We start from the raw sequence: 21,663 nt of genomic DNA, 5'->3' as shown, positions 1-21,663 counted from the left end.
TATAATACTATAAGAGGGAATGCAAAAGTCACATGTGAAGGCACGGGCTAATTGCATCCCTTTTTTATCATTTGTGATGAGAAGTCACAAGTGATAATTATTAGAAAGGAGTAGTCGTATGGCTAAGAAAACGCCTAGAATAAATGACTATTTTTGCTCATTTTGTGGTAAATCACAAGAAGAAGTAAATAAAATTATCGCTGGTCCAGATGTATTTATCTGTGATGAGTGTGTTGAATTATGTAAAAGCATCATTGATGAAGAATTGAAGCATGATAAACAAGAGCAGCCAATTAATATCTTAAAGCCTAGCGAAATCATGGCGACTTTAGACCAATATGTGATTGGGCAAAAAGAAGCGAAGAAAACTCTTTCAGTAGCGGTTTATAATCACTATAAACGTGTGAACCATGATGTGGATTTTGAAGATGATATTGAATTACACAAAAGTAATATCTGTTTGGTAGGACCAACTGGTTCTGGTAAGACTTACCTAGCACAAAGTTTAGCTAGAATTCTGAATGTTCCCTTTGCAATTGCAGATGCTACCACCCTAACCGAAGCAGGTTATGTAGGTGAAGACGTTGAGAATATTCTATTAAAATTAGTTCAAGCAGCTGATTATGATTTAGAAAGAGCAGAAAAAGGCATTATTTACATTGATGAAATTGATAAAATTTCTCGAAAAGGAGAAAACACTTCAATTACACGTGACGTAAGTGGTGAAGGTGTCCAACAAGCTCTCTTGAAGATATTAGAAGGGACAGAAGCTAATATTCCACCTAAAGGTGGAAGAAAGCATCCTAACCAAGATTTCCTAAAATTAGATACAAGTCAGATTCTATTTATTGTTGGTGGTGCTTTTGATGGCATCGAAACGATTGTTAAAGAAAGATTTGGGAGCAAAGTAATCGGTTTTGGAAGCACAAACAGTCAAGTGGATAATACTAAATCATATATGCAACAAATTACACCGGAAGACTTACTGAAGTTTGGTTTAATACCAGAATTTATTGGACGTCTACCTGTAATGGCTTCATTAGAAGAATTGACTGAAGATGATTTAATTAATATTCTAACTAAACCTAAAAATGCATTGGTTAAACAATACCAACGTCTTCTTGAATTAGAAGATGTACAATTAGAGTTTGAAGAGGGTGCATTAGTTGAAATTGCTAAAAAAGCAATTCGTCGCGAAACTGGCGCGCGTGGCTTAAGATCTATTATTGAAGCAGTTATGCTAGATGTGATGTTCGAAGTGCCAAATCGTGATGATGTTAAGAAGATTGTTATCACGCGCGAGAATGTCATTGGGGAAAGTGAACCCAATTATTACAATGAAGAGAACCGAAAGATTTCTTAAACTAAGAGGTGAGTTTTATGAAAGTAACACACGCAGAACTAGTAATTAGTGCTGTTCGACCTGATCAGTACCCTGTTGATTCCGTACCGGAAATAGCACTAGCTGGACGTTCAAATGTTGGCAAGTCTTCTTTTATTAATCGAATGATTGAAAGAATCGGATTAGCTCGTACGTCTGGACAACCTGGAAAAACTCAAACTTTAAATTTTTACAATATTAACAATAAGTTTCGTTTTGTCGATGTACCTGGTTATGGTTACGCCAGAGTATCAAAAACTGAACGAGTTAAATGGGGTTCAATGATTGAGCATTACATTCTGAATAGAGATAATATTCGTTTGTTATTACTATTAATGGATATTCGCCACGAGCCAACTGATTTGGATAAAGCAATGAAAGATTTTGCGGATGATGCTGAAATACCTTATGCCATTGTTTTAACTAAATTAGATAAAATAAAAAAAAGCCAATTAAATAAGCAACTCTCAATGTATAAAAATGCATTGGATTTGCCTTCTATAGATGCTTTATTCTATATTTCGTCTGAAACCGGAGAAGGTTCGGAAGATATATGGGACATTATTGAAGATCAACTTGCTGATTAGATTCATTTAACTATCTAAAAGGAGACTTTAAATGATAAAAACGATATCTAAAAAGTTTACCAAAACTGAGTGGAGTTGGATATTTCAAGATTGGGCTAACTCGGTTTATTCGTTAATGATTACCACAGCTGTATTTCCAATATTCTATAAATCTGTTACAGACGCTGCAGGTATAGGGGCCTCTGATTCTACCGCATATCTTGGCTACGCCAATTCAACAGCCACCGTCTTAATTGGGTTACTGGCTCCACTTTTAGGAACTATCGCAGATTATCCTAAAGTTAGGAAGCCTTTATTCACAATAGGTACGATGTTAGGAATAATGGCTGTGTTTAGTATGATGTTTGTATCAAGTAGTGGATGGATGAGCTTACTCTTATTATATGCTGTATCAGCCATTGGTTTTGGAATGGCAAATATTTTTTATGATGGGTCTTTGATGGACGTCACAAGTCGTGACCGCTTAGATCAAGTTAGTTCCGCTGGTTTCGGCTTTGGATATATTGGAAGTGTGATTCCTTTCTTAATCTTTATGGTGTTTCAGTTAGGTGGCTTTTTTGACGCTAGAACGACTGTTAATATTGGATTTATGTTAACAGCTGTCTGGTGGTTTGGCTTCACAATTCCTTATTGGATGAATGTTGAACAAAAGTCCTATTCTGAAAAAGACGGCAATTTATTTCAATCAACGATTCAGTCGATTCGCTCAACCTTAAGTGAAATTAAAAAGTATAAACATATTTCATTATTTTTAATCGCTTATTTTTTCTATATTGACGGAGTAGGTACCATCATCAAGATGGCTACGTCTGTTGGTACAGATATAGGCTTATCGGCAGACCAACTGATTATTATGTTATTAATCGTTCAAGTTGTTGCATTTCCGTGTACTATTTTATACGGCGTGTTAGCCAAAAAATTTGGAACACGGAGTATGTTGTTTGTTGGTATCGCCACTTATATGGTCATTTGTGTTATTGCGTTAGGTTTAGACACGTTTAATGATTTTCTTTTCTTAGCGATCCTAGTTGGAACTGCCCAAGGGGGAATTCAATCATTAAGTCGATCATACTTCGGACAAATGATTCCTAGTCAGAATACGAATCAATTTTTTGGGTTTTACAATATCTTCGGAAAATTTAGTTCGGTTCTAGGGACAACAGCACTTGGTATTGTGGCTCAATTAACGGATGATTCGTTGAAAGGTGTATTTGCACTTATTGTACAATTTATCATCGGAGCCATTTTATTATTCATTGCTAAGCCTCCAGTCACAAAAGAGGCAGTATAAATTTAGAAAAGGTGATTTCAATGAGTTATATTCCTGAAGAAGTCATCCAAGACATACGTCAGAAAACAGATATTGTTGATGTAATTAATCAATATGTTCAATTAACCAAAAAGGGGACAAATTATTCAGCTTCTTGTCCTTTTCATGAAGACCGTAATCCGTCGTTTTCAGTCCATCCAGGCAAGCAAATCTACAAGTGTTTTAGTTGTGGTCGCGGTGGAAATGTTTATGGTTTTTTACAAGAAATAGAAGGAATTAATTTTGTTGCCGCTGTTCAAAAAGCTGCAGAATTTTCTAATGTAACACTCGATGAACGTTACACTCTTAACAGCGATGCAGGTGGTCATTCAAAAGAACATCAACTTCTTTATGATATCCATAAAAAAGTGAATGACTTTTATCATTATTATTTATTAAACACCACTAATGGTGAAAAAGCACTTAATTATTTAACTGATCGAGATATGACAGAAGCCACATTAGATACTTTTCAACTGGGTGTGGCACCATTAAATTCCGATGTGCTTTTACAATACTTATCACAAGAGAATTATACGAAAGAACAACTCGTTTCCAGTGGAATCTTTTATGAGAATAGTCAAGGGAGTCTTGTGGATCGTTTTCGTGGGAGAATTATTTTCCCTTTAAGAAATGCAAGAGCAGAAGTAGTTGGTTTCTCAGGACGTGTTTACGATGATACGTTAACAAATTCCTCACCAGCTAAATATTTAAATTCACCTGAAACAGATATTTTCCATAAAACTGATTTAGTATATAATTTAGATGTTGCAAGACCTAAAATTAGACAATTAAATCAGGTCATTGTATGCGAAGGATATATGGATGTTATTGCTTTAAATCAAGCAGGCTATATTCACTCAGTTGCTACAATGGGAACGAGTTTGACAGATGCCCATATCAAACAATTAGGTAAATTAGCTAACGAAATCATCTTTGTATTTGATGGTGATGAAGCTGGACAGAAAGCAACGGCAAGAGCTTTCGATCTTTCCAATAAATACAAACAATTGTTTAAAAGTATCCATATTCCAAATAAACTTGATCCAGATGATTGGATTAAGCAAAAGGGAGCGGCTAGCTTTCAAACATTAATTAATCAAGCAGATACACGATTTGAGTTTTACCGCACATACTTAAAACAAGAGTTTGATGTGAGTGATGATCAACAACTAGCCGCTTATATCGAACGACTTATTCAATTAATTTCCGAAATTAAATCACCTATTGAACAACAATTAAGGATTCGTGATATTGTTGAACAATATCATTTAAGTGAGAGCATACTGTTAGAACAACTTGCTCGAGCACGACATAATCAATTGGATAAGCCGGTTAATGAACAATCTACATATAAGCCAAAACCTATTGAAACAGAAACGGAATTAGCTTCGCCTGATTTTTGGGGGGCACCTCCACCGGAGGAAGAGTTTGAATCGAATTATGAAGTAGATAGTTTATCTTCAGCGCCAACCGTACTCAAAGTAAAATCTGCAAGAGCATACCAAAGTGAAAAACATTTAATTGCGTGCTTAATTTATTATCAAGAAGCCTGGGATTATTTAAATAGTCAAAATCAAACGATTATCATGTTTCACGAAACGGCTCAAGCTGTTTACTTTGAATTACAAGATTATTATTATCAAGGGAATAAAATGCCTTTAACTGGGATTGTAGATAAAATTCAAGATACGGAACTCAATCATTTTCTGACAACTTTAATTTGGGAAAGTGATCCCTTAGGTTATGCAGATGAAATTATTGAAGATTGTTTACGTGTGATTAATGAAGAGTTTATACACTTAGAAATTAAAGAGTTAAGACAAAAATCAGAACAATACCGTAAAGAACAGAAGTATACTGAAAATAACGAAGTGATTAATCGTATTATGAGTTTAAATCGACAGTTGAAAAAACGTTAAAAAGGGGGATTTTTAATGTCTGAAGAAAAAAATAAAGCTAAAGTATCAGATACTAAAAAACAAGCATTACAACTAACAGTGAAACAAGCAACGAAGAAATTAATTGCTGATAAGAAAGTACTGGGTCAAATTCATTATGATGAATTAACTGAAAAAATCGCAAGTCCTTATGCACTTAAATCAGAAGGAATTGACTTACTTATTCAAGAGATTGAAGATAGTGGGATTTCAGTTGTCGGTGACGATGGTGGTCCGACGAAACAACAAATGGTTCGTGCTGAGGATGTTAAAGAGTCTAAAAAAGAAGAGATGAGTGCTGCTTCAAAAGCGGCTGCATCCAAAGTAAAAGTTAGTGATCCAGTAAGAATGTACTTGAAAGAAATTGGACGTGTGCCTCTTTTAAATGCAGAAGAAGAAGTTGCACTTGCGATTAGAATTCAAGAAAATGATGACTTAGCTAAGCAAGAATTAGCTGAAGCTAACTTGAGGTTGGTAGTGTCAATTGCTAAACGTTATGTTGGCCGTGGTATGCAATTCTTGGATTTAATTCAAGAAGGCAATATGGGCTTAATGAAAGCAGTTGAGAAATTTGACCATACGAAAGGATTCAAATTCTCAACTTACGCTACTTGGTGGATTCGTCAAGCAATCACCCGTGCAATTGCTGACCAAGCGCGTACGATTCGTATCCCAGTTCATATGGTGGAAACAATCAATAAATTAGTTAGGGTACAACGTCAATTGCTTCAAGATTTAGGAAGAGAACCTACGCCTGAAGAAATCGGAGCGGAAATGGATTTACCGACTGAAAAAGTTCGTGAAATCCTTAAAATTGCCCAAGAACCTGTATCTCTTGAAACACCAATTGGTGAAGAAGATGATTCTCATTTAGGTGATTTCATTGAGGATGAAGCAGCAATGAGTCCAGAAACATTTACTTCTTCTGCTTTATTGCGTGAGCAATTAGAAGATGTTTTAGATACTTTAACAGATCGTGAAGAGAACGTATTGCGTCTACGTTTTGGTTTAGATGATGGGAATATCCGCACTTTAGAACAAGTCGGCAAAGTATTCGGAGTAACTCGCGAACGTATTCGTCAAATCGAAGCAAAAGCGTTACGTAAATTACGCCACCCAAGCCGTTCTAAACAATTAAAAGACTTTTTAGAATAAAAAATGATTAACCGAACATTTCAAAAGAAGCGTTGCATGTAACGACTGAATTCAAAAGGTTAGCAGTTACTCACGCTAAAGAGTGATGTTAACAATTTATTTGAATTGAGAAGTATGCTCTTCTTAGATATGTTCGGTTTTTTTTGATAAATTAACTAACATAATGTAATGAGGTGAGACAATGAATTCTGAAAAATTATCGCCGCGCTTAGAACATGTCGCGCATTTTATTAAACAGTATGGAACTGAACCAATCCGTTTAGCAGATATAGGAAGTGACCATGCTTATTTACCCTGTCATTTGGCATTAAATGATGTAATTTCTTTTGCAGTAGCAGGTGAAGTTGTGCAAGGGCCTTATCAATCTGCCATTAAAGAAGTTCAGCAACAAAGTTTAACAGAAACAATTGAGGTTAGAAAAGGCAATGGTCTTGAAGTGGTTAGTGTTGAAGATCAAATTAATGTCGTTGCAATTTGTGGGATGGGAGGGATATTAATTCGTAATATTCTTGAAGCTGGCTTAGAAGTTATCAAAGAAAATACAATCCTTGTACTGCAACCGAACATGGCTGAACCTCAATTAAGAGAATGGTTAAGTAGACATCATTTTATTATTCGAGATGAGAAGGTTGTCGAGGATAATGACCGTATGTATGAAATTATAGTTGCAGAATTTGTTTCTGGGCAACAACAAATACTAAGCCGCCGTCAACGAATCTTTGGACCCTTTAACTTAAAAGAAACAAGTCCTTCTTTTGTTGAAAAGTGGGAGCGTGAATTAAAAAGTCAAAAGAAAATTTATGCCTCGATGAAACAAGGATTAGGAGATGCGACGAATACTAAACTAATTGAAATGGAAAACCATATTCAGATGATTAGGGAGGAGTTAGTCCGTGTCAAATAATATTATCCAGTTACAAGATTTAACCAATGAATTAAACGCTGTATATCCAGAATTCCTTGCAGAAAACTGGGATCAAAACGGTTTACACTTTGGGCGTTTAGATGCTAGCGTTAATAATGTGATGGTTAGTTTAGATATCAGACCAAATGTTGTAGAAGAAGCAATTAATAAAGGGATTGACACGATTATTGTGCATCACCCGCCGCTTTTTAAGGCTATTCAAAGATTTGATTTAAATAAACCTGATATTGCAATGTACGCTGACTTGATAAAACATGACATCAATGTCTTTGCAATGCATACAAATTTTGATGCAGCCCATAATGGAATGAATGACTGGTTAGCGCAGCAGCTAGAGTTAGTGGATATACAATCGTTAGTCACTCATGAAGAACCTGAGAATCCAGGAATTGGTCGAGTAGGACGTTTGAAAGAAGCAATGACTCGAGAGGAGTTGCTGGTTTTCTTAAAAGAGAAGTATCAGCGCCAACAACTAGTAGTTATTGAGAAAGAACCAAAAGAAAATTATCAGGTAATCGGCATTGTTGGCGGAGCTGGATCTAGCTTTATGCATGAAGCTCTGGCAAATAATGTGGATGTCTTCATTACTGGGGACGTCTCTTATCACCAGGGCCATGATTTTTATGAGACAGGTTTTATGACGATAGATGCAGGTCATTATATAGAATCAATCTTTGTCCCAGGCTTAACTAAGGATTTGCAAGCACTGGTTAATGAACGTCATTGGAATATCACAGTCACAGCTAGTCAAATGAATACCAATCCTTTTTCTTACGAATAATAGAATGGAGTGTTTTAATGTCAATTTTTACAAAAACTCAAAATCGTTTAATTAAATATGCAAAAATCAATACGCGTTCAGATGTGAATAGTCCAACTATTCCATCAACGTCAATTCAGTTCGATTTATTGAATTTATTGGTAGATGAACTGAAAGAAATCGGGATGACGGAAGTAATATTAGATCCTAACAATGCTTTTGTAACAGCAACATTACCATCAACTATTGATAAAGATGTTCCAACAATTGGTTTTATTGCTCACGTTGATACAGCTGACTTTAATTCAGTTAATGTGTCTCCTCAGATTGTCGAAAATTATAATCTTGAAGATATCGTATTGAATAAAGAACAGAACATCGTAATGACGACGGCTTATTTTTCAAATTTATTGAAGTACAAAGGGCAAACATTAATCACAACAGATGGAACGACGCTCTTAGGTGCAGATGATAAAGCGGGAATAGCTGAAATTATCACTGCTATGGAATATCTCATTCAAAATCCTGAAATCAAGCATGGAAAAGTACGTGTGGCATTTGGTCCAGATGAAGAGATTGGACGTGGAGCCGATCACTTCGATGCTGAAGGCTTTGCTACTGATTTTGCTTATACATTGGATGGCGGACCAGTTGGAGAATTAGAATATGAAAGTTTTAATGCTGCTGGAGCTACATTAACGATTACGGGGAAAAACATTCATCCTGGTACGGCTAAGGGGAAAATGGTGAATGCAATCACTGTTATGAATGATTTTATGCAATTACTACCTGAAAATGAAGTGCCTGAACAAACTGAAGGTTTAGAAGGATTTTATCATGTTGCTGATGTAACGGGGACAGTTGATGAAGCTAAATTAAGTATGATTATTCGTGATCATGATCGTGAGTTATTTAATCAACGTAAAACATTCGTTGAAGATGCGGTTGCAAAAATCAATGAGAAGTATCCTAGCCGCCCAATTAAACTTGAATTATTTGATCAATATTACAATATGGCTGAAGTGATTGAAAAAGATATGACATCCGTAGAATTAGCCAAAAAAGCGATGGAAGACTTAGATATTAAACCACTTATTCATCCAATTCGTGGGGGGACAGATGGATCGAAAATCAGTTTCATGGGAATACCTACACCAAATATTTTCGCTGGCGGGGAAAACATGCATGGACGATTTGAATTTGTCGCAGTTGAATCGATGGTTAAAGCGACAGAAGTCGTTATTCGAATTATCGAATTAAACGCACAATAAACGATTGTTTTAACGTTGACACCAATGAAAGGATTGTGAGCCCATGCCGCTTCAATTTATTACAGGTGAGTTGTCGGTTAATAAAAAAAGAATCATTATAGAACAAATAGTAAAAATAAAGGCTCAGAATCCTGAGGCGATTATATATTATTTAGTTCCAGAACATTTGAAGTTTGATATGGAATCCTATCTGTTAAAAGAACTTCAAGAAATACGTCAGACGGATCAAGCAGCTATGATAGATATTCAAGTAGTGAGTTTTACAAGATTAGCTTGGTTTATGCTACCGGCTAACTTAAAGAGCGCTCAAAATCTATCGACAATTGGTTTAAGCATGTTGGTTCGTCAAATACTTCTAGAGAAATCAGACCAATTAATCGTTTATCGCGGACAGATACACTACCAAGGGTTTGTAGAAAAACTAGTCAGTTTATTTGATGAGTTATTTGAAGGTAATATTGAACCAGAGGATTTAGGCACATCCATTGGTAAAGAAATAGTTGTTGAAGAATTTAATCAAGAGGTACCTAATATTGAAGCACAGCGATTAGCTGAGCTTCAATTATTATATAGTGCTTATGTTGAGGCTGTAAAGGATAGGCAGCTTGCTAGCTACCAAAATTTCGATGCTTTAAGTCAGTTTTTGACTTCAGGAGAAGATTTTAACGAGCATTATTTAATTGTGGACCATCATTATTATTTTAATGCACAACAATTAAAATTATTATTAGATTTAATTAGAGTATTCCAACAAGTTTGGATCGCTTTACCCATAAGTAGTTCTCAAGCTGCTTCTCAAATGTGGCATCCCTTAGTGCAAACTCAAAGAGAGACTTATCAACAAATTCGACAATTATGTCACTCCTTGCAACTACCTATCAATAAAGATTGGGAAATTAATCATTCTATGTATAATTTTAACGAAAGTATCAAGCAAGTCGCTGAATACTTTTATCATAATCAGGCCCAGGATAGTCAAATTAGACTAAGTTCCCAAGCTTTAACTAGCCTACCTTCGACGCATCATTTCCTTGAATTTGATTCAATTCAAACAGAGCTTCGCCATGTCAGCAATAGTATTCATGCATTGGTTACGGAAGAAGGTTATCGCTACCGGGACATTTTAATTGTGGCCAGAGACTTAGATCGGTATCAACCATTAGTTGAGCCTTTTTTTGCAATGAATCAGATTCCTTTATTCTATGACCATGCGGCGAGTATGTCTCAGCATCCTTTTATGCTTTGGTTAGAAGGCTTATTGAATTTAAAAAAATATAACTGGCGCTATGATGATTTAATGCTTGTGCTTAAAAGCGAATTGTTTTTAATGGATCCAGTTGCTCATGCGAGTTTTGATACGTATTCACCAGATGAATGGGAACATTTGATTAGTGAACATCTCTATCAAATCAGTCAATTAGAGAATATTCTTCTAGCAAATGGATATTTTGGTTTTCGATTCTTTAATTTAACATTTGATTGGTTGTTTCCTCAAGGAGAACAATTCTATCAAAACTCCTTAGGATTAACAGAAGGGAGAACGTTATTTTCTTTAGCCAATCGTTTAAGAGAATGGACTGTACAAAAGATTCATTCACCTTTAGAAAAATGGCGCAAAGATATGACGGGTGCTGAAGCTGCGAGTTGGTTATATCAACTCGTCGACCAGACTGGAGTCCGACAACAATTGATCCGTTTACGAGACGCTGCGATTGCTAAAGGAGACATTGATGCCTCAAGACGTCATGAACAAGTCTGGCAAGTCTTTAGTGAGACCCTAGATGAATTTTATACACTTTATGAAACGCAAACAGTCGATTATCATCATTTCTTAGATATTTTATTTGCTGGCTTAAAAGAGGGAAGTTATCATATTATTCCACCTACAATTGATCAAATCACTTTTTCAAACGTAGTGAGTCCTCAAGCACAACCTTTTAAAATATGTTTTGTACTAGGTGCAGATGATATTTCCCTACCACAAAAGATAGCCCATCAGTCTTTATTAACACAGGAGAATAGACAGACTATCTCGGAACACCTTTTGCCACATCAATATTTGATGAATCATAATGCCTTACACAGCAATCAAGAAGTATTCTTGGCATATCAATTACTACTTAATGCTACGGAACGCTTATATATATCTTATGCTGTCAATGTTGGTTCTCAGCACGTCAAATGGTCTCCATATTTTGAACAACTGATTAAAGGTCTTTCTCTGCCGGTTCAAACGTATACCAGTTTACTTGCAACGAATGAGGCCTCGAAGTTGAGTATGTCTCATTTCGGACGTTTCCCAATGCAAATAACACCAATCTTACAGAAAGTACGTCATCATTTCGAAAGTCAATCCGCTGTTTCTATAGAGTTTTTATCTTTAGTTAAACATATGTTGAATTATCAATCAGACTTTCCGGTCTTGAATGTTAGACCGTTAACTGAATTAATAGAAGCCACGTTTAAATTTAATCAATTGCCAGAGGATATAGATGCTAACATTGCGTTAGAATTATTTGGTAAAAACTTAAATCTTTCAGTTTCAAAAATTGAACAATATTACCAAGACCCATATAGTCACTTCTTATTACATGGTCTAAAATTACAAGAGCGTCAGTTATTCGAACTAAATCCTGCAAAAACTGGTGATTATTTCCATGAATTCTTGGACCGTTTTATGCAAGAGTTAATTTTACAAAACTTATCGGTTAATGAATTGGACCGTGAACAGTTTGACCAACTATTTACTCAAACTTTATGGACCATCAGTGAAGATCCACGTTTTAATTTATTTGATAGTCAACCACGATTAACTGCCATTAAGTCACAAATGGATCGACGTCTTCACGAATTTTTAGCATTTATTAAAAAGCAACAAAGCTTAAGTAATATAGAAACGTTACAAACTGAAGCGATTTTTGGTTTGAATTTGAAACAACAAGGTTTAGATGGTTTTGTTTATCCACTTTCGAGTGGAGGGCAACTTTCGATAAGTGGAAAGATTGATCGAATTGATCGTGTGAATGTTAAACAACAAAATTATCTGCAAATCATTGATTATAAATCTGGCAATAAAACATTTGACCTAATTGATGCCTATTACGGTTTGGATTTACAAGTATTAACGTATTTATCGGTTGCACTGAAAAATTATGCTGATCATTTGTCACTCGGCGCTTTTTATCAGCCAATCATTCATAGTTATCAAAAAGCAACAAATGAATTATTGGACAGCCAAGACGGTCAAAATAAAACCTCTGAACTACACTTAACTAAAAACCGTTTAAATGGCTTTGTCACTGTCGACCCAACGGTCATGGCAGAAGTCGAACCATCGATTGAAAGTTCAAGCAAGAGCTTAATTTATCCTGTCGCATTAAAAAAAGATGGGAACTACAATGCTTATAGCGTGGCTTTTGATGAAAATGAGTTAAAGATTCTGCTCCGATATACGCATTACATGTTTAAACGCGCTGCAGAGCAAATCCAAGCCGGAAAAATAGAACTTCAACCATTCTTGCACGAACGTTTTACACCGGCGTTACAAGCGCAATTTAGAGTGATTACAGGTTTTGATGCGACACAGTCCTATTCAACTTATCGTCATAAAACAATAAAGAAAAATGAAGTTATTCAAATGATGAAAAAAGAATTAGAAGCAATTGATGGAGAGGAGGAGACGATTGATGACATTTGAAATTAAACCTGCTAATGTCCAATTTAATGATGAGCAGTGGCAAGCAATACATCAAAAAGGCTCAAATATTCTAGTAGCAGCTAGTGCTGGGTCCGGTAAAACAACAGTATTAATTGAGCGGATTTTAACTCATTTGGGGAACAATTATGCTGAATTAGATGAATTACTAGTGGTGACCTTTACAGAATCTGCTGCAAAGGAAATGAAAGAGAGAATGGAAGTCAGTCTTAAAAAAGCTGTCTCAAAAACGAGTGACCCGATTCATCAGCGACACTTATTACATCAAATCAATCTCTTGCCAACTGCACACATTCGAACCTTACATAGTTTTTGTTTACAAATTATTCAACAATTTTTCTATGTGATCGATTTTAATCCAAGCTTTCAATTATTAACGGACGAAACTCAGAAAACATTAATCTATCAGGAGGTATGGCAGAATGTTTTGTCAGATATTCTTGAAGAAAAAACGACTAGCGAGTCCCATCATTTAACCAAAGAGTCTTTAGGAGAGTTGATGAATCGATTTGCAGATGCACGTAGCGACCAAGCTTTGTTCGATATGGTTCTGGATTTGTACTTGTTCTCAAGTTCTCATACAGAACCAAGCATATGGCTAGCAACAATTCATCAGTTAACGGCAGATTTTGAAGTGTTTAAAACCTCAGATTTATACCAAGACTTCTTAAAACGTTATATTGAAAGGAATGCTTTAGCTGCACACCGCCTTTTAGATAGAGCGTTTGATTTAGTACAAGGAACGAGTCAAGAAACCATTGATAAATATGCAGCTGTTTTGGAATCAGATCGCCAATTTATTGTGACATTACTTGAAGCCAATTACTCAGATGATTTAGAAAGCATTATGCATTTAATGGGGCATTTAAAGTTTGAACGTTGGCCGTCGACGAAAAAAACGGACGATGACTTTGATATAGTCAGCTTAATGAAAGGCTTTCGTGATGACGCTAAGAAAATTATGTCTGATCGACTAGCGACGCTATTTCATTTTAGTTATGAAGATACTGTCAAAATTGAGGAACATATCTCACCAATTATCCAACAATTAAGCACACTTACATTGTTATTTTCGGAATATCTAATGCGTCACAAGAGACAACTAAATATTATTGATTATAATGACTTGGAACACCTAACGCTTGATATTCTAGCACCTTATCATCCGGACAGTAAAAGACGTGAAGCCAGTCCTGCAGCATTGTATTTTCAGAATCAATTTAAAGAGGTCATGGTGGACGAATATCAAGACATCAATGATATCCAAGCAACTATTCTCAGTTGGCTCGCTCATGATTATCGAACAGATTTATTAGGAAATATGTTTATGGTAGGGGATGTCAAACAATCTATTTACGGTTTCCGTATGGCAGAGCCTAGTTTATTCTTAAAAAAATATCGTGCGTATGATCGAGGAGAAGGTGGAGATCTAATAGTTCTTGATAAGAACTATCGCTCGCGAGATGAAGTCTTACAGTTTACCAACTATTTATTTGAACGTATCATGGATACTGAATTCGGTGAGATGGATTACGGGGTTCAAGAATCTCTAAAGACAGGGAATCTTTCGTTTTTACCGCCAGCTGGTGATTCGATGTTTGATATCGACTTACTTCTATATCAAAAAGAAATGGATGATGATGCCAATGAATCTGCTTTAGAAGAAGACTTACTAAACTACGAATCTTCACTCGAAGCTGAGGTACATCTTGTGGCTCAAGACATTCAGAAAAAAATTGCAGACGGTTTTGAAGTATATGACAAGCAGTCAAAACAAATGCGTTTAGCCACATTTAAAGATATTGTGTTGCTGAGTTCTACGCGAAGCCCATTTTTGCCTATTCAACAAGTATTTGAACACTATCATCTGCCAGTTTTAACACAAAAAGTGGAGAATTATTTTCAGAGACAAGAAATACGTTTAATGATTGCGCTACTCAAGTTAATTGATAATCCTTTACAGGATATTCCACTCGTCGCAATTTTGAAGTCGTTTTTTGTTGGTTTAAGTGATGAAATGTTGAGTAAAATTCGAATCGAGCAGCCGAGTGGATTATTCTATACCGCATGTGCGCATTATCAGTCAAAGGAAAATAAACAAGCGGACCCTCTCATTCAACAACAGTTAACACGTTTCTTTGCCCAATTGAAACATTGGCGTTCTATTGCTAGTGAAGTTTCTTTAGTTGAACTAATCTGGACCATCTATCAAGAGACAAACTTCTTAGATTACGTATCAGGTTTGAGTAATGGTCCACAAAGACAAGCCAATTTACATGCTTTTTATCAAAAGGCGGCTGAATTTGAAGATAGTAGTTTCAAAGGCTTGTTTGGTTTTGTAAATTATATAGAAAAAGTGATGCAAACAGAAAACGATTTGGCGGAACCAGTGATTTTAGCCGAGGATCAAAATGTTATTCGAACGATGACAGTCCATGCAAGTAAAGGCTTAGAATTTCCTATTGTTTACTTAATTAACACTGGGAAAAAATTTAACTTAAGAGACATCACTCATAAACGATATATTGCATCGAAAGATTATGGTATTGCAACAGACTTTTATGATTATGAAGACTTGCTACAATATCCATCTCTTTCAAAACAAGCATTAAGAATTCAACAAGAGAGTCAGTCTAAAGCAGAGGAAATGCGTAAATTATATGTTGCTTTAACCCGTTGTGAGCAAAAACTTATTATAGTTGGTTCGATAAAAAATGCGGATGATTGGGAAGAGAAATCTGATAAGACACGTCAATTAGCAAGTAGAGCGTCAATCTTAGCAGATACACAAGAAAGACAAAATGCATCGACTTGGCTCGATTGGATTAGACAAGCATTAGCACTAGATCAAACACAACAGAAATCTGTCACTCATTTTAAACGTGAACAAGTTAAGATTGAGTTTATTAATGATGCGATGATTAAGGACAAGCAATTTGTTGATATTGAAGCATCTTTTTTCATTACACCAGAACAATGGGTCACTCAATTTAATCAGACGATTAAACAAGTCGAAGATTCAGCTCATCCAGTAGTTGAAAGAATCGATCGTTTGATGAGAGAGCCTTATGTTCATGAATTATCTACGCATACCTCAAGTTACCAATCAGTATCTGAATTAAAACGGATGTATGAAGAGCCAAGAATTGAAAAGTTAGAAGTCTTTCAAGACCGAAGAGCATCCACTCAGCAAATTCAAGAGAATCTTCCACAGTTTGAAGAGGGGACGGAGGCTATCCAAAGTATACGATATACACAGGATACTTTTGAACCCCCTCGTTTTATCGAAAATAAGCAAATGGATTATGCACAAATAGGAACGATTACACACTTTTTCTTACAACAATTGAACTTCTCTTTGTTTGACGAGGAAGATCAAACAATGTATGTAAAAATCCTAAATGAGGAAGCCAAACGAATGCTGGAAGATAATTACATTGACAGTGACCAATTATCAGTGATCCAAATGGATGCGATTATAAAGTTTTTATTGGGTTCCATCGGTCAATTTGTTATTCAGAATGCTTCACGTCTCAAGAAAGAACAAGCTTTCTCATTTTTACTACCGGCTAATCAACTACTACAAGCAAGATTAGACGAGATAACTTTAGAAAAACTTGAGGACGATCAATTGCTCGTTCATGGAGTGATTGACAATTATATTCAAACAGAAGCTGGTCTTGTATTAATTGATTATAAAACTGACCGCTTTCGTTCGGATTTAAAATTGAGTAAAGATGATCAGATTGCTCTAATTATCAAAAAGTACAAGTTTCAAGTTAGTTTATATGCCCAAGCACTTGGCAAAGCCAAGGAACATAAAGTAACGGCTGCTTATTTAGTACTTTTAGACTTTGGTGAGACTGTCAAAGTAGAGGATTTGTATGACTTTAATTAAACAAAGATAGGATTAATTAACCAGACAGTTCTGATTAATTAGAGTGGCTTGTGAATAGATAGAAAAATCAAAAAACACCCAACTAAGGAACGACCATTAAAAGTTCCGAAATTGGGTGTTTTCATTTAGATTGAATTAATAATAAAATTGATTACCGGTAAGTTCAGGTGCATAATCTACACCTTCGCTGTAATCGCCGGCAGCATTCCATAATAAGTACTCGTAAACGCCATGTTGTTGTAAGGCAACAATCTGTTCTTGAACTTGTTGAGTACCATATTCTTGGAACGTTCCGGGGATTTTATACCAGGCAGTAAAATCCTGTAGCCAAGGACGAGTGATAATTGGATTGGATACATCTGATAAGGCTATCGCTTCAGAGTACATGTATTCATCGATAGATTCAAATGGATTTAAATCAGGATAATCAATACCGAAAAATCCATCGTCCCAGTGAGAAGGGTAAATCATTGATGAAACGGCATCGACATGTTCAGCCATTTGCGCAAAGTTTTGACCAATACCCCGTACATCGGGTGCATCACCTGCTACTGCAGTATAACCAAAGATATCGGCACTAATTTTTACACCGTAAGGTGCTAATTGATCACGGGCATATTCTAAGAAATCATTTATAGCCATGATGCGTTCGCCACCTTCAGTTTCGGCATCCTCAGTAATATAACTACTGTAATTACCAATGTCATAGTCCAATGTGTCAGCAAACTCATTAAAACCTTCTGGGAAGCGTACGTAGTCAAATTGAATATCTTTAAAGCCCATCTTTGCAGCTTCAATCGAAATTTGAATATTATAATCCCATACTTCTTTTGAGAATGGGTTGATAAATTGAGCACCATTATCATCTTGCCAAATTTCACCTGTATTGATGTCATGGAATGATAAATCTGGACGACTATTAGAGAGCATGTAATCTTTAAAGGTTACAATACGTGCTATCGGATATATTCCTTTTTCTTCAAAAATCTTTAGTTTGTCTTGTAAGTCTACTAGACCTAATGAGTTTTCTTGAATCAAAGGATCGTCAGTTTCTAACCATGGAATAATTTGACCATAATCGTCTTTAAAGTCAATAACGACTGCATTAAGTGCTGTTTGATCGATATAATCAATGATGTAGTTAAAGTAGTCATCATCTAGTAAATTATCCGTCGTTAAGTATAAACCCTTAACACCCTCTGCTGGATAGGGAATATCAACGCCACTATCATAGAAGAGGGCACTGGGTAATTCAGCGGGTCTTTGTAGCAAAGGCGTCTCTCGGATGACTAACCCTTCATAACGGTTCGTTTGACCGCGATTGACACGACTTGTAAAATTGAGAATGTCTTCTTCTGAGTATTTATTCGCTACATTCGGAAGATTATAGTGAGTACTTAAAGTTTCAGTTGCCTGTTGATTACCACAAGCAGTTAGTATGCAGACAAAAAAGACTAATATGAAGACGGATAAGCCTTTATGATACGTTAGTAATCGCTTGTTTATTTTTTTTACGTTCATTTTACACCTCTTTAAAATTCGTGAAAAACACAAATTATTGATTTGTTACTGAGCATCTACTAAAAAGACTTTTAAATTGATTAGTAGACTGGTCAATGGTTCGAAATGAACAAGTATTTTATCTAAATTGATATGATTTTCTGTAGATAGTGTGTTGACATTATCAAAGACACCGAAAAATGTATTGTAATCTGTTTCTGGATTTGCAATCGATTTAAACGTGATTGATTCTTCGGTCAAATTGTCGTGATAATCAGTAATGTAAACATTTAAATCTGTCGAAAGATCTTTTAAATGTGTAATGACTTGATCAATTTGTGCGGTAGGAATAGCATCACTTTTCTTAACATTTTCAAGCTCAGCAATAAGTTCATTTAATTTACTGATGCTTTCCGTTATACTTGTTAAATGGTCTTTTCGATTTTGAATATTTATTTGAACAAGACTGTCACTAGCATTAAAGATTCCTAAGTCTTCACTACTTTGAAGCATTGTTTCAAAATCACTTTGCAAGTTATTCTCGAGAACCTGCACTTCGTTTAGTTCATTTACTATTTGTGTAACATTCTCTTGGATCAACCCTATAGCTCTGTCAGCGCGTTGTAAAGAATTATCACACGCGGCTAGAAGGATAACAGAAAATGTAAGGAGAAATAGTTGAAAAGTTTTCTTCATAAAGGACTCCTTAGCTTTTTATTTTACGTATTTATAATTTCAATTTTATTATCACTCAAACTAGTATATAATAATAAGTATTATAAACACAAACATTATAACAAACTTCGAATCAAGAACACAAGGAGGTAATGATGACGCTAGCTTTTATTGTTGCATTTTTAATCACTGTTATTGACCAAATTGTTAAAAAATGGACGACTCATTCATTACAATTACATGAGTCCAAAGCCGGAATTGAAGGCGTGTTTGACTTCTATTACATACGTAATGAAGGTGCTGGTTGGGGAATACTGCAAGGGCAAATGTGGTTTTTCTATATTGTCACACTTATAATCATTGCTTATCTTATTTATTTAATTTACAAACACCGTCAATCCAGCGTTTGGTTGAAATTTACTTATGGATTATTGCTTGGCGGGGCAATTGGGAATTTTATAGACAGAGTCATGTTAGGTTTTGTTATTGATATGTTCCGTCTGTCTTTTATAAATTTTCCGATTTTTAATATAGCCGATACTGCATTGTCACTGGGTATATTTTTTCTCATTATACAAGTCTTGTTTACTCAAGACACAGAAGGAGTCTTATGAATAATTTAAACGAAAACACATATATTATTAAACTTACGGGACAAACAGGACGACTGGATAAAGTCTTAACTAGTGAATTCCCTAAAGAAAGTCGTTCAACAATTCAAAAATTAATTAAGGATCAATGGGTAACAGTTGATGAAAAGAACGAAAAAGCGAACTACAAGCTTGAAGGAACTGAAACAATTCAAGTAACGTTTCCTGCAGAAGAACCATTAGAACTTGTAGCGGAGAATATTCCGTTAGACATTGTGTTTGAAGATGAAGATCTTCTCGTAATCAATAAACCAGTTGGTATGGTTGTCCATCCATCAAAAGGACATCGTAATGGAACCTTAGTCAATGCTTTACTTTATTATTTAGGTAATAACTTATCAGAAACATCTGAAATGATTCGTCCCGGAATTGTTCATCGTATTGATAAAGATACGTCAGGACTTTTAGTGGTGGCAAAAAATAATTACGCTCATCAGAAATTGAGTGAACAATTGATTGCTCATACTATGGGACGTCAATACGTAGCGTTAGTCCTTGGGACAATTGAGCCCAATGATGCTACAATTGAAATTCCAATTCGACGAGATCCAAGTAGTCGTATGCGTTGGCATGCTGATAGAGAGGGCAAGTATGCCCTTACGACATTTGAAGTTCATACTCGATTTACAGATAGTACTTTGTTACAATTAGAACTTAAAACGGGAAGAACACATCAAATTAGAGTCCACATGGAACATATAGGTCATCCAATCGTTGGGGATTCAATTTACCGTCAAGGCATGAATAATTTTAGAACCTCTTTAGCTAAATTAAAAGACGGTCAGTTATTGCATGCTCAATCAATACATTTCAATCATCCACGCACTAATGAACTGGTCGAATTTACGAGTGAACTGCCCAAATATTTCACAGAAGTATTGGACACATTAGAGAAAATATAAGATAATAAGATGATAGCTTTTCTTAAAAGAAATTAATGCTTAAATTGACTATTCATTCGATAAGTGTGAGCTGTTATAAAAATAGAAGAGATTTTTATACAAAACAATAGAGAAAGGAATGCCTAAATCTAGTAATCTCATTAATCTAGTAAAATTGATTGTTTTATGAACAATAGCAAGCTAGATTTAATTAGATTTACGGCAATGGTGAGTAATTGTCTGTTAACGATAAAATATTAGAAAAGATTAGAAACCTACTTAGCCTTGCTGAGGATGGTGGTAATGACGAAGAGAGTCAAACAGCCTTACTGATGGCTCAAAAGTTGATGTTGAAACATAAAATTTCTCAAAATGAACTCAATCTTGGTGGCGAACAGAAAATTGTTATTCGTTCGTTATCTGTTTATAAGCGGATTTACTGGTGGGAAAAAGTATTAGTTAAAATAATTGCTGATAATTTCCGAGTAATGTTTTATATGCAAAGTAATCGCTTGCCACATCAAACAACCGTTCAAAGAAAACTTGTTTTGATGGGATATCCTGAAGATGTAGACTTTGCTTTTGAGATGTTTCATTTAGCAGCAGAAGCGATGAAACATTATGCAACATTACATATTAAAGAGTTTTTAGAGAGTCAAGAGGCTAAAGATAAAAAGTCACAGGGAGCTTTAAGGAAATCTTATTACCAAGGATTCATGGATGGTTTGAGTCATAAATTTAAATTACAACGTGATCAAATGATAGATGAAAATGAAAAGTATGCCTTGATGATTAAAACACCTCAAGATGTCCTGGATAAGTTTAATGAAGAGATTCAAGGTCATCTTGCTTTTAAACAACCTGAGTTAAGTAAAGAGAATGAGGCGTATACTGAAGGCTATGATAAGGGCTCGAATATATCTTTATCAAATAAATATTTAGAAAATTAAGTATTTAACAAATGAATAAATAAGTTCATGAATGTCAGGAAGTAAAACTTGCAAATAACCATCATT

General features: G+C 35.3%; 15 protein-coding genes. 13 read left to right on the top strand and 2 right to left on the bottom strand.

The annotated features are described in order from the left end of the window. Positions 1-118: 118 nt before the first annotated feature. The 10 genes from clpX to addA all read left to right on the top strand — a co-directional run bounded on the left by clpX (position 119) and on the right by addA (position 16,941). On the top strand, positions 119-1,363 hold the full coding sequence (gene clpX, locus ACTQ5J_RS03120; RefSeq protein WP_441750544.1) for an ATP-dependent Clp protease ATP-binding subunit ClpX: 1,245 nt from the start codon (positions 119-121) through the stop codon (positions 1,361-1,363). Positions 1,364-1,380: 17 nt separating this feature from the next. Further along, positions 1,381-1,968: a ribosome biogenesis GTP-binding protein YihA/YsxC gene (yihA, locus tag ACTQ5J_RS03115; protein ID WP_441750543.1), complete on the top strand. Its 588-nt coding sequence runs from the start codon at positions 1,381-1,383 to the stop codon at positions 1,966-1,968. A gap of 31 nt (positions 1,969-1,999) precedes the next feature. Continuing rightward, complete coding sequence (locus ACTQ5J_RS03110) at positions 2,000-3,259, top strand: MFS transporter (RefSeq protein WP_441750542.1); 1,260 nt, start codon at positions 2,000-2,002, stop codon at positions 3,257-3,259. Between the two features lie 20 nt (positions 3,260-3,279). Next, entirely contained in the window at positions 3,280-5,199 is a 1,920-nt protein-coding gene (gene dnaG, locus ACTQ5J_RS03105; protein ID WP_441750541.1) for a DNA primase, read from the top strand. Positions 5,200-5,214: 15 nt separating this feature from the next. Then, the gene (rpoD, locus tag ACTQ5J_RS03100) at positions 5,215-6,372 is read left to right on the top strand and encodes an RNA polymerase sigma factor RpoD (protein ID WP_441750540.1); all 1,158 of its coding nucleotides are present in this window, start codon (positions 5,215-5,217) and stop codon (positions 6,370-6,372) included. 181 nt (positions 6,373-6,553) lie between these two features. Further along, a complete protein-coding gene (locus tag ACTQ5J_RS03095) occupies positions 6,554-7,276 on the top strand; it encodes a tRNA (adenine(22)-N(1))-methyltransferase (protein ID WP_441750539.1) in 723 nt (240 codons plus the stop codon). Next, complete coding sequence (locus ACTQ5J_RS03090) at positions 7,266-8,078, top strand: Nif3-like dinuclear metal center hexameric protein (protein ID WP_441750538.1); 813 nt, start codon at positions 7,266-7,268, stop codon at positions 8,076-8,078. Before ACTQ5J_RS03095 ends, ACTQ5J_RS03090 begins: the two co-directional genes overlap by 11 nt. A 23-nt stretch (positions 8,079-8,101) precedes the next feature. Continuing rightward, positions 8,102-9,328 (top strand): peptidase T, encoded by a 1,227-nt coding sequence (pepT, locus tag ACTQ5J_RS03085; RefSeq protein ID WP_441750782.1) that lies wholly within the window; start codon positions 8,102-8,104, stop codon positions 9,326-9,328. 43 nt (positions 9,329-9,371) lie between these two features. Beyond that, entirely contained in the window at positions 9,372-13,025 is a 3,654-nt protein-coding gene (locus ACTQ5J_RS03080; RefSeq protein WP_441750537.1) for a PD-(D/E)XK nuclease family protein, read from the top strand. Continuing rightward, positions 13,015-16,941 (top strand): helicase-exonuclease AddAB subunit AddA, encoded by a 3,927-nt coding sequence (addA, locus tag ACTQ5J_RS03075; protein WP_441750536.1) that lies wholly within the window; start codon positions 13,015-13,017, stop codon positions 16,939-16,941. Before ACTQ5J_RS03080 ends, addA begins: the two co-directional genes overlap by 11 nt. A gap of 135 nt (positions 16,942-17,076) precedes the next feature. Here addA and ACTQ5J_RS03070 read toward each other — a convergent pair whose 3' ends face one another. Both ACTQ5J_RS03070 and ACTQ5J_RS03065 read right to left on the bottom strand, forming a co-directional pair. Further along, entirely contained in the window at positions 17,077-18,462 is a 1,386-nt protein-coding gene (locus tag ACTQ5J_RS03070) for a putative glycoside hydrolase (protein WP_441750535.1), read from the bottom strand. Positions 18,463-18,507: 45 nt separating this feature from the next. Continuing rightward, positions 18,508-19,137 carry a YkyA family protein gene (locus ACTQ5J_RS03065; protein ID WP_441750534.1) on the bottom strand — a complete coding sequence of 210 codons (630 nt, stop codon included), beginning with the start codon at positions 19,135-19,137 and terminating at the stop codon, positions 18,508-18,510. Positions 19,138-19,271: 134 nt separating this feature from the next. Between ACTQ5J_RS03065 and lspA the strand changes: the two genes are divergently transcribed. The 3 genes from lspA (at position 19,272) to ACTQ5J_RS03050 (ending at position 21,597) form a co-directional block, all read left to right on the top strand. After that, a complete protein-coding gene (gene lspA, locus ACTQ5J_RS03060; protein ID WP_441750533.1) occupies positions 19,272-19,730 on the top strand; it encodes a signal peptidase II in 459 nt (152 codons plus the stop codon). Beyond that, positions 19,727-20,668 (top strand): RluA family pseudouridine synthase, encoded by a 942-nt coding sequence (locus tag ACTQ5J_RS03055; protein WP_441750532.1) that lies wholly within the window; start codon positions 19,727-19,729, stop codon positions 20,666-20,668. The genes lspA and ACTQ5J_RS03055 overlap by 4 nt, the downstream gene beginning before the upstream one ends. A 215-nt stretch (positions 20,669-20,883) precedes the next feature. Next, on the top strand, positions 20,884-21,597 hold the full coding sequence (locus ACTQ5J_RS03050; RefSeq protein ID WP_441750531.1) for a DUF2786 domain-containing protein: 714 nt from the start codon (positions 20,884-20,886) through the stop codon (positions 21,595-21,597). The last annotated feature ends 66 nt before the right edge of the window (positions 21,598-21,663 follow it).

This window comes from Fundicoccus sp. Sow4_F4, from assembly GCF_052116145.1.
GTDB lineage: Bacteria > Bacillota > Bacilli > Lactobacillales > Aerococcaceae > Fundicoccus.
The sequence above is the reverse complement of the archived record's forward strand: the minus strand, read 5'-3'. Positions and strand labels throughout refer to the sequence as shown.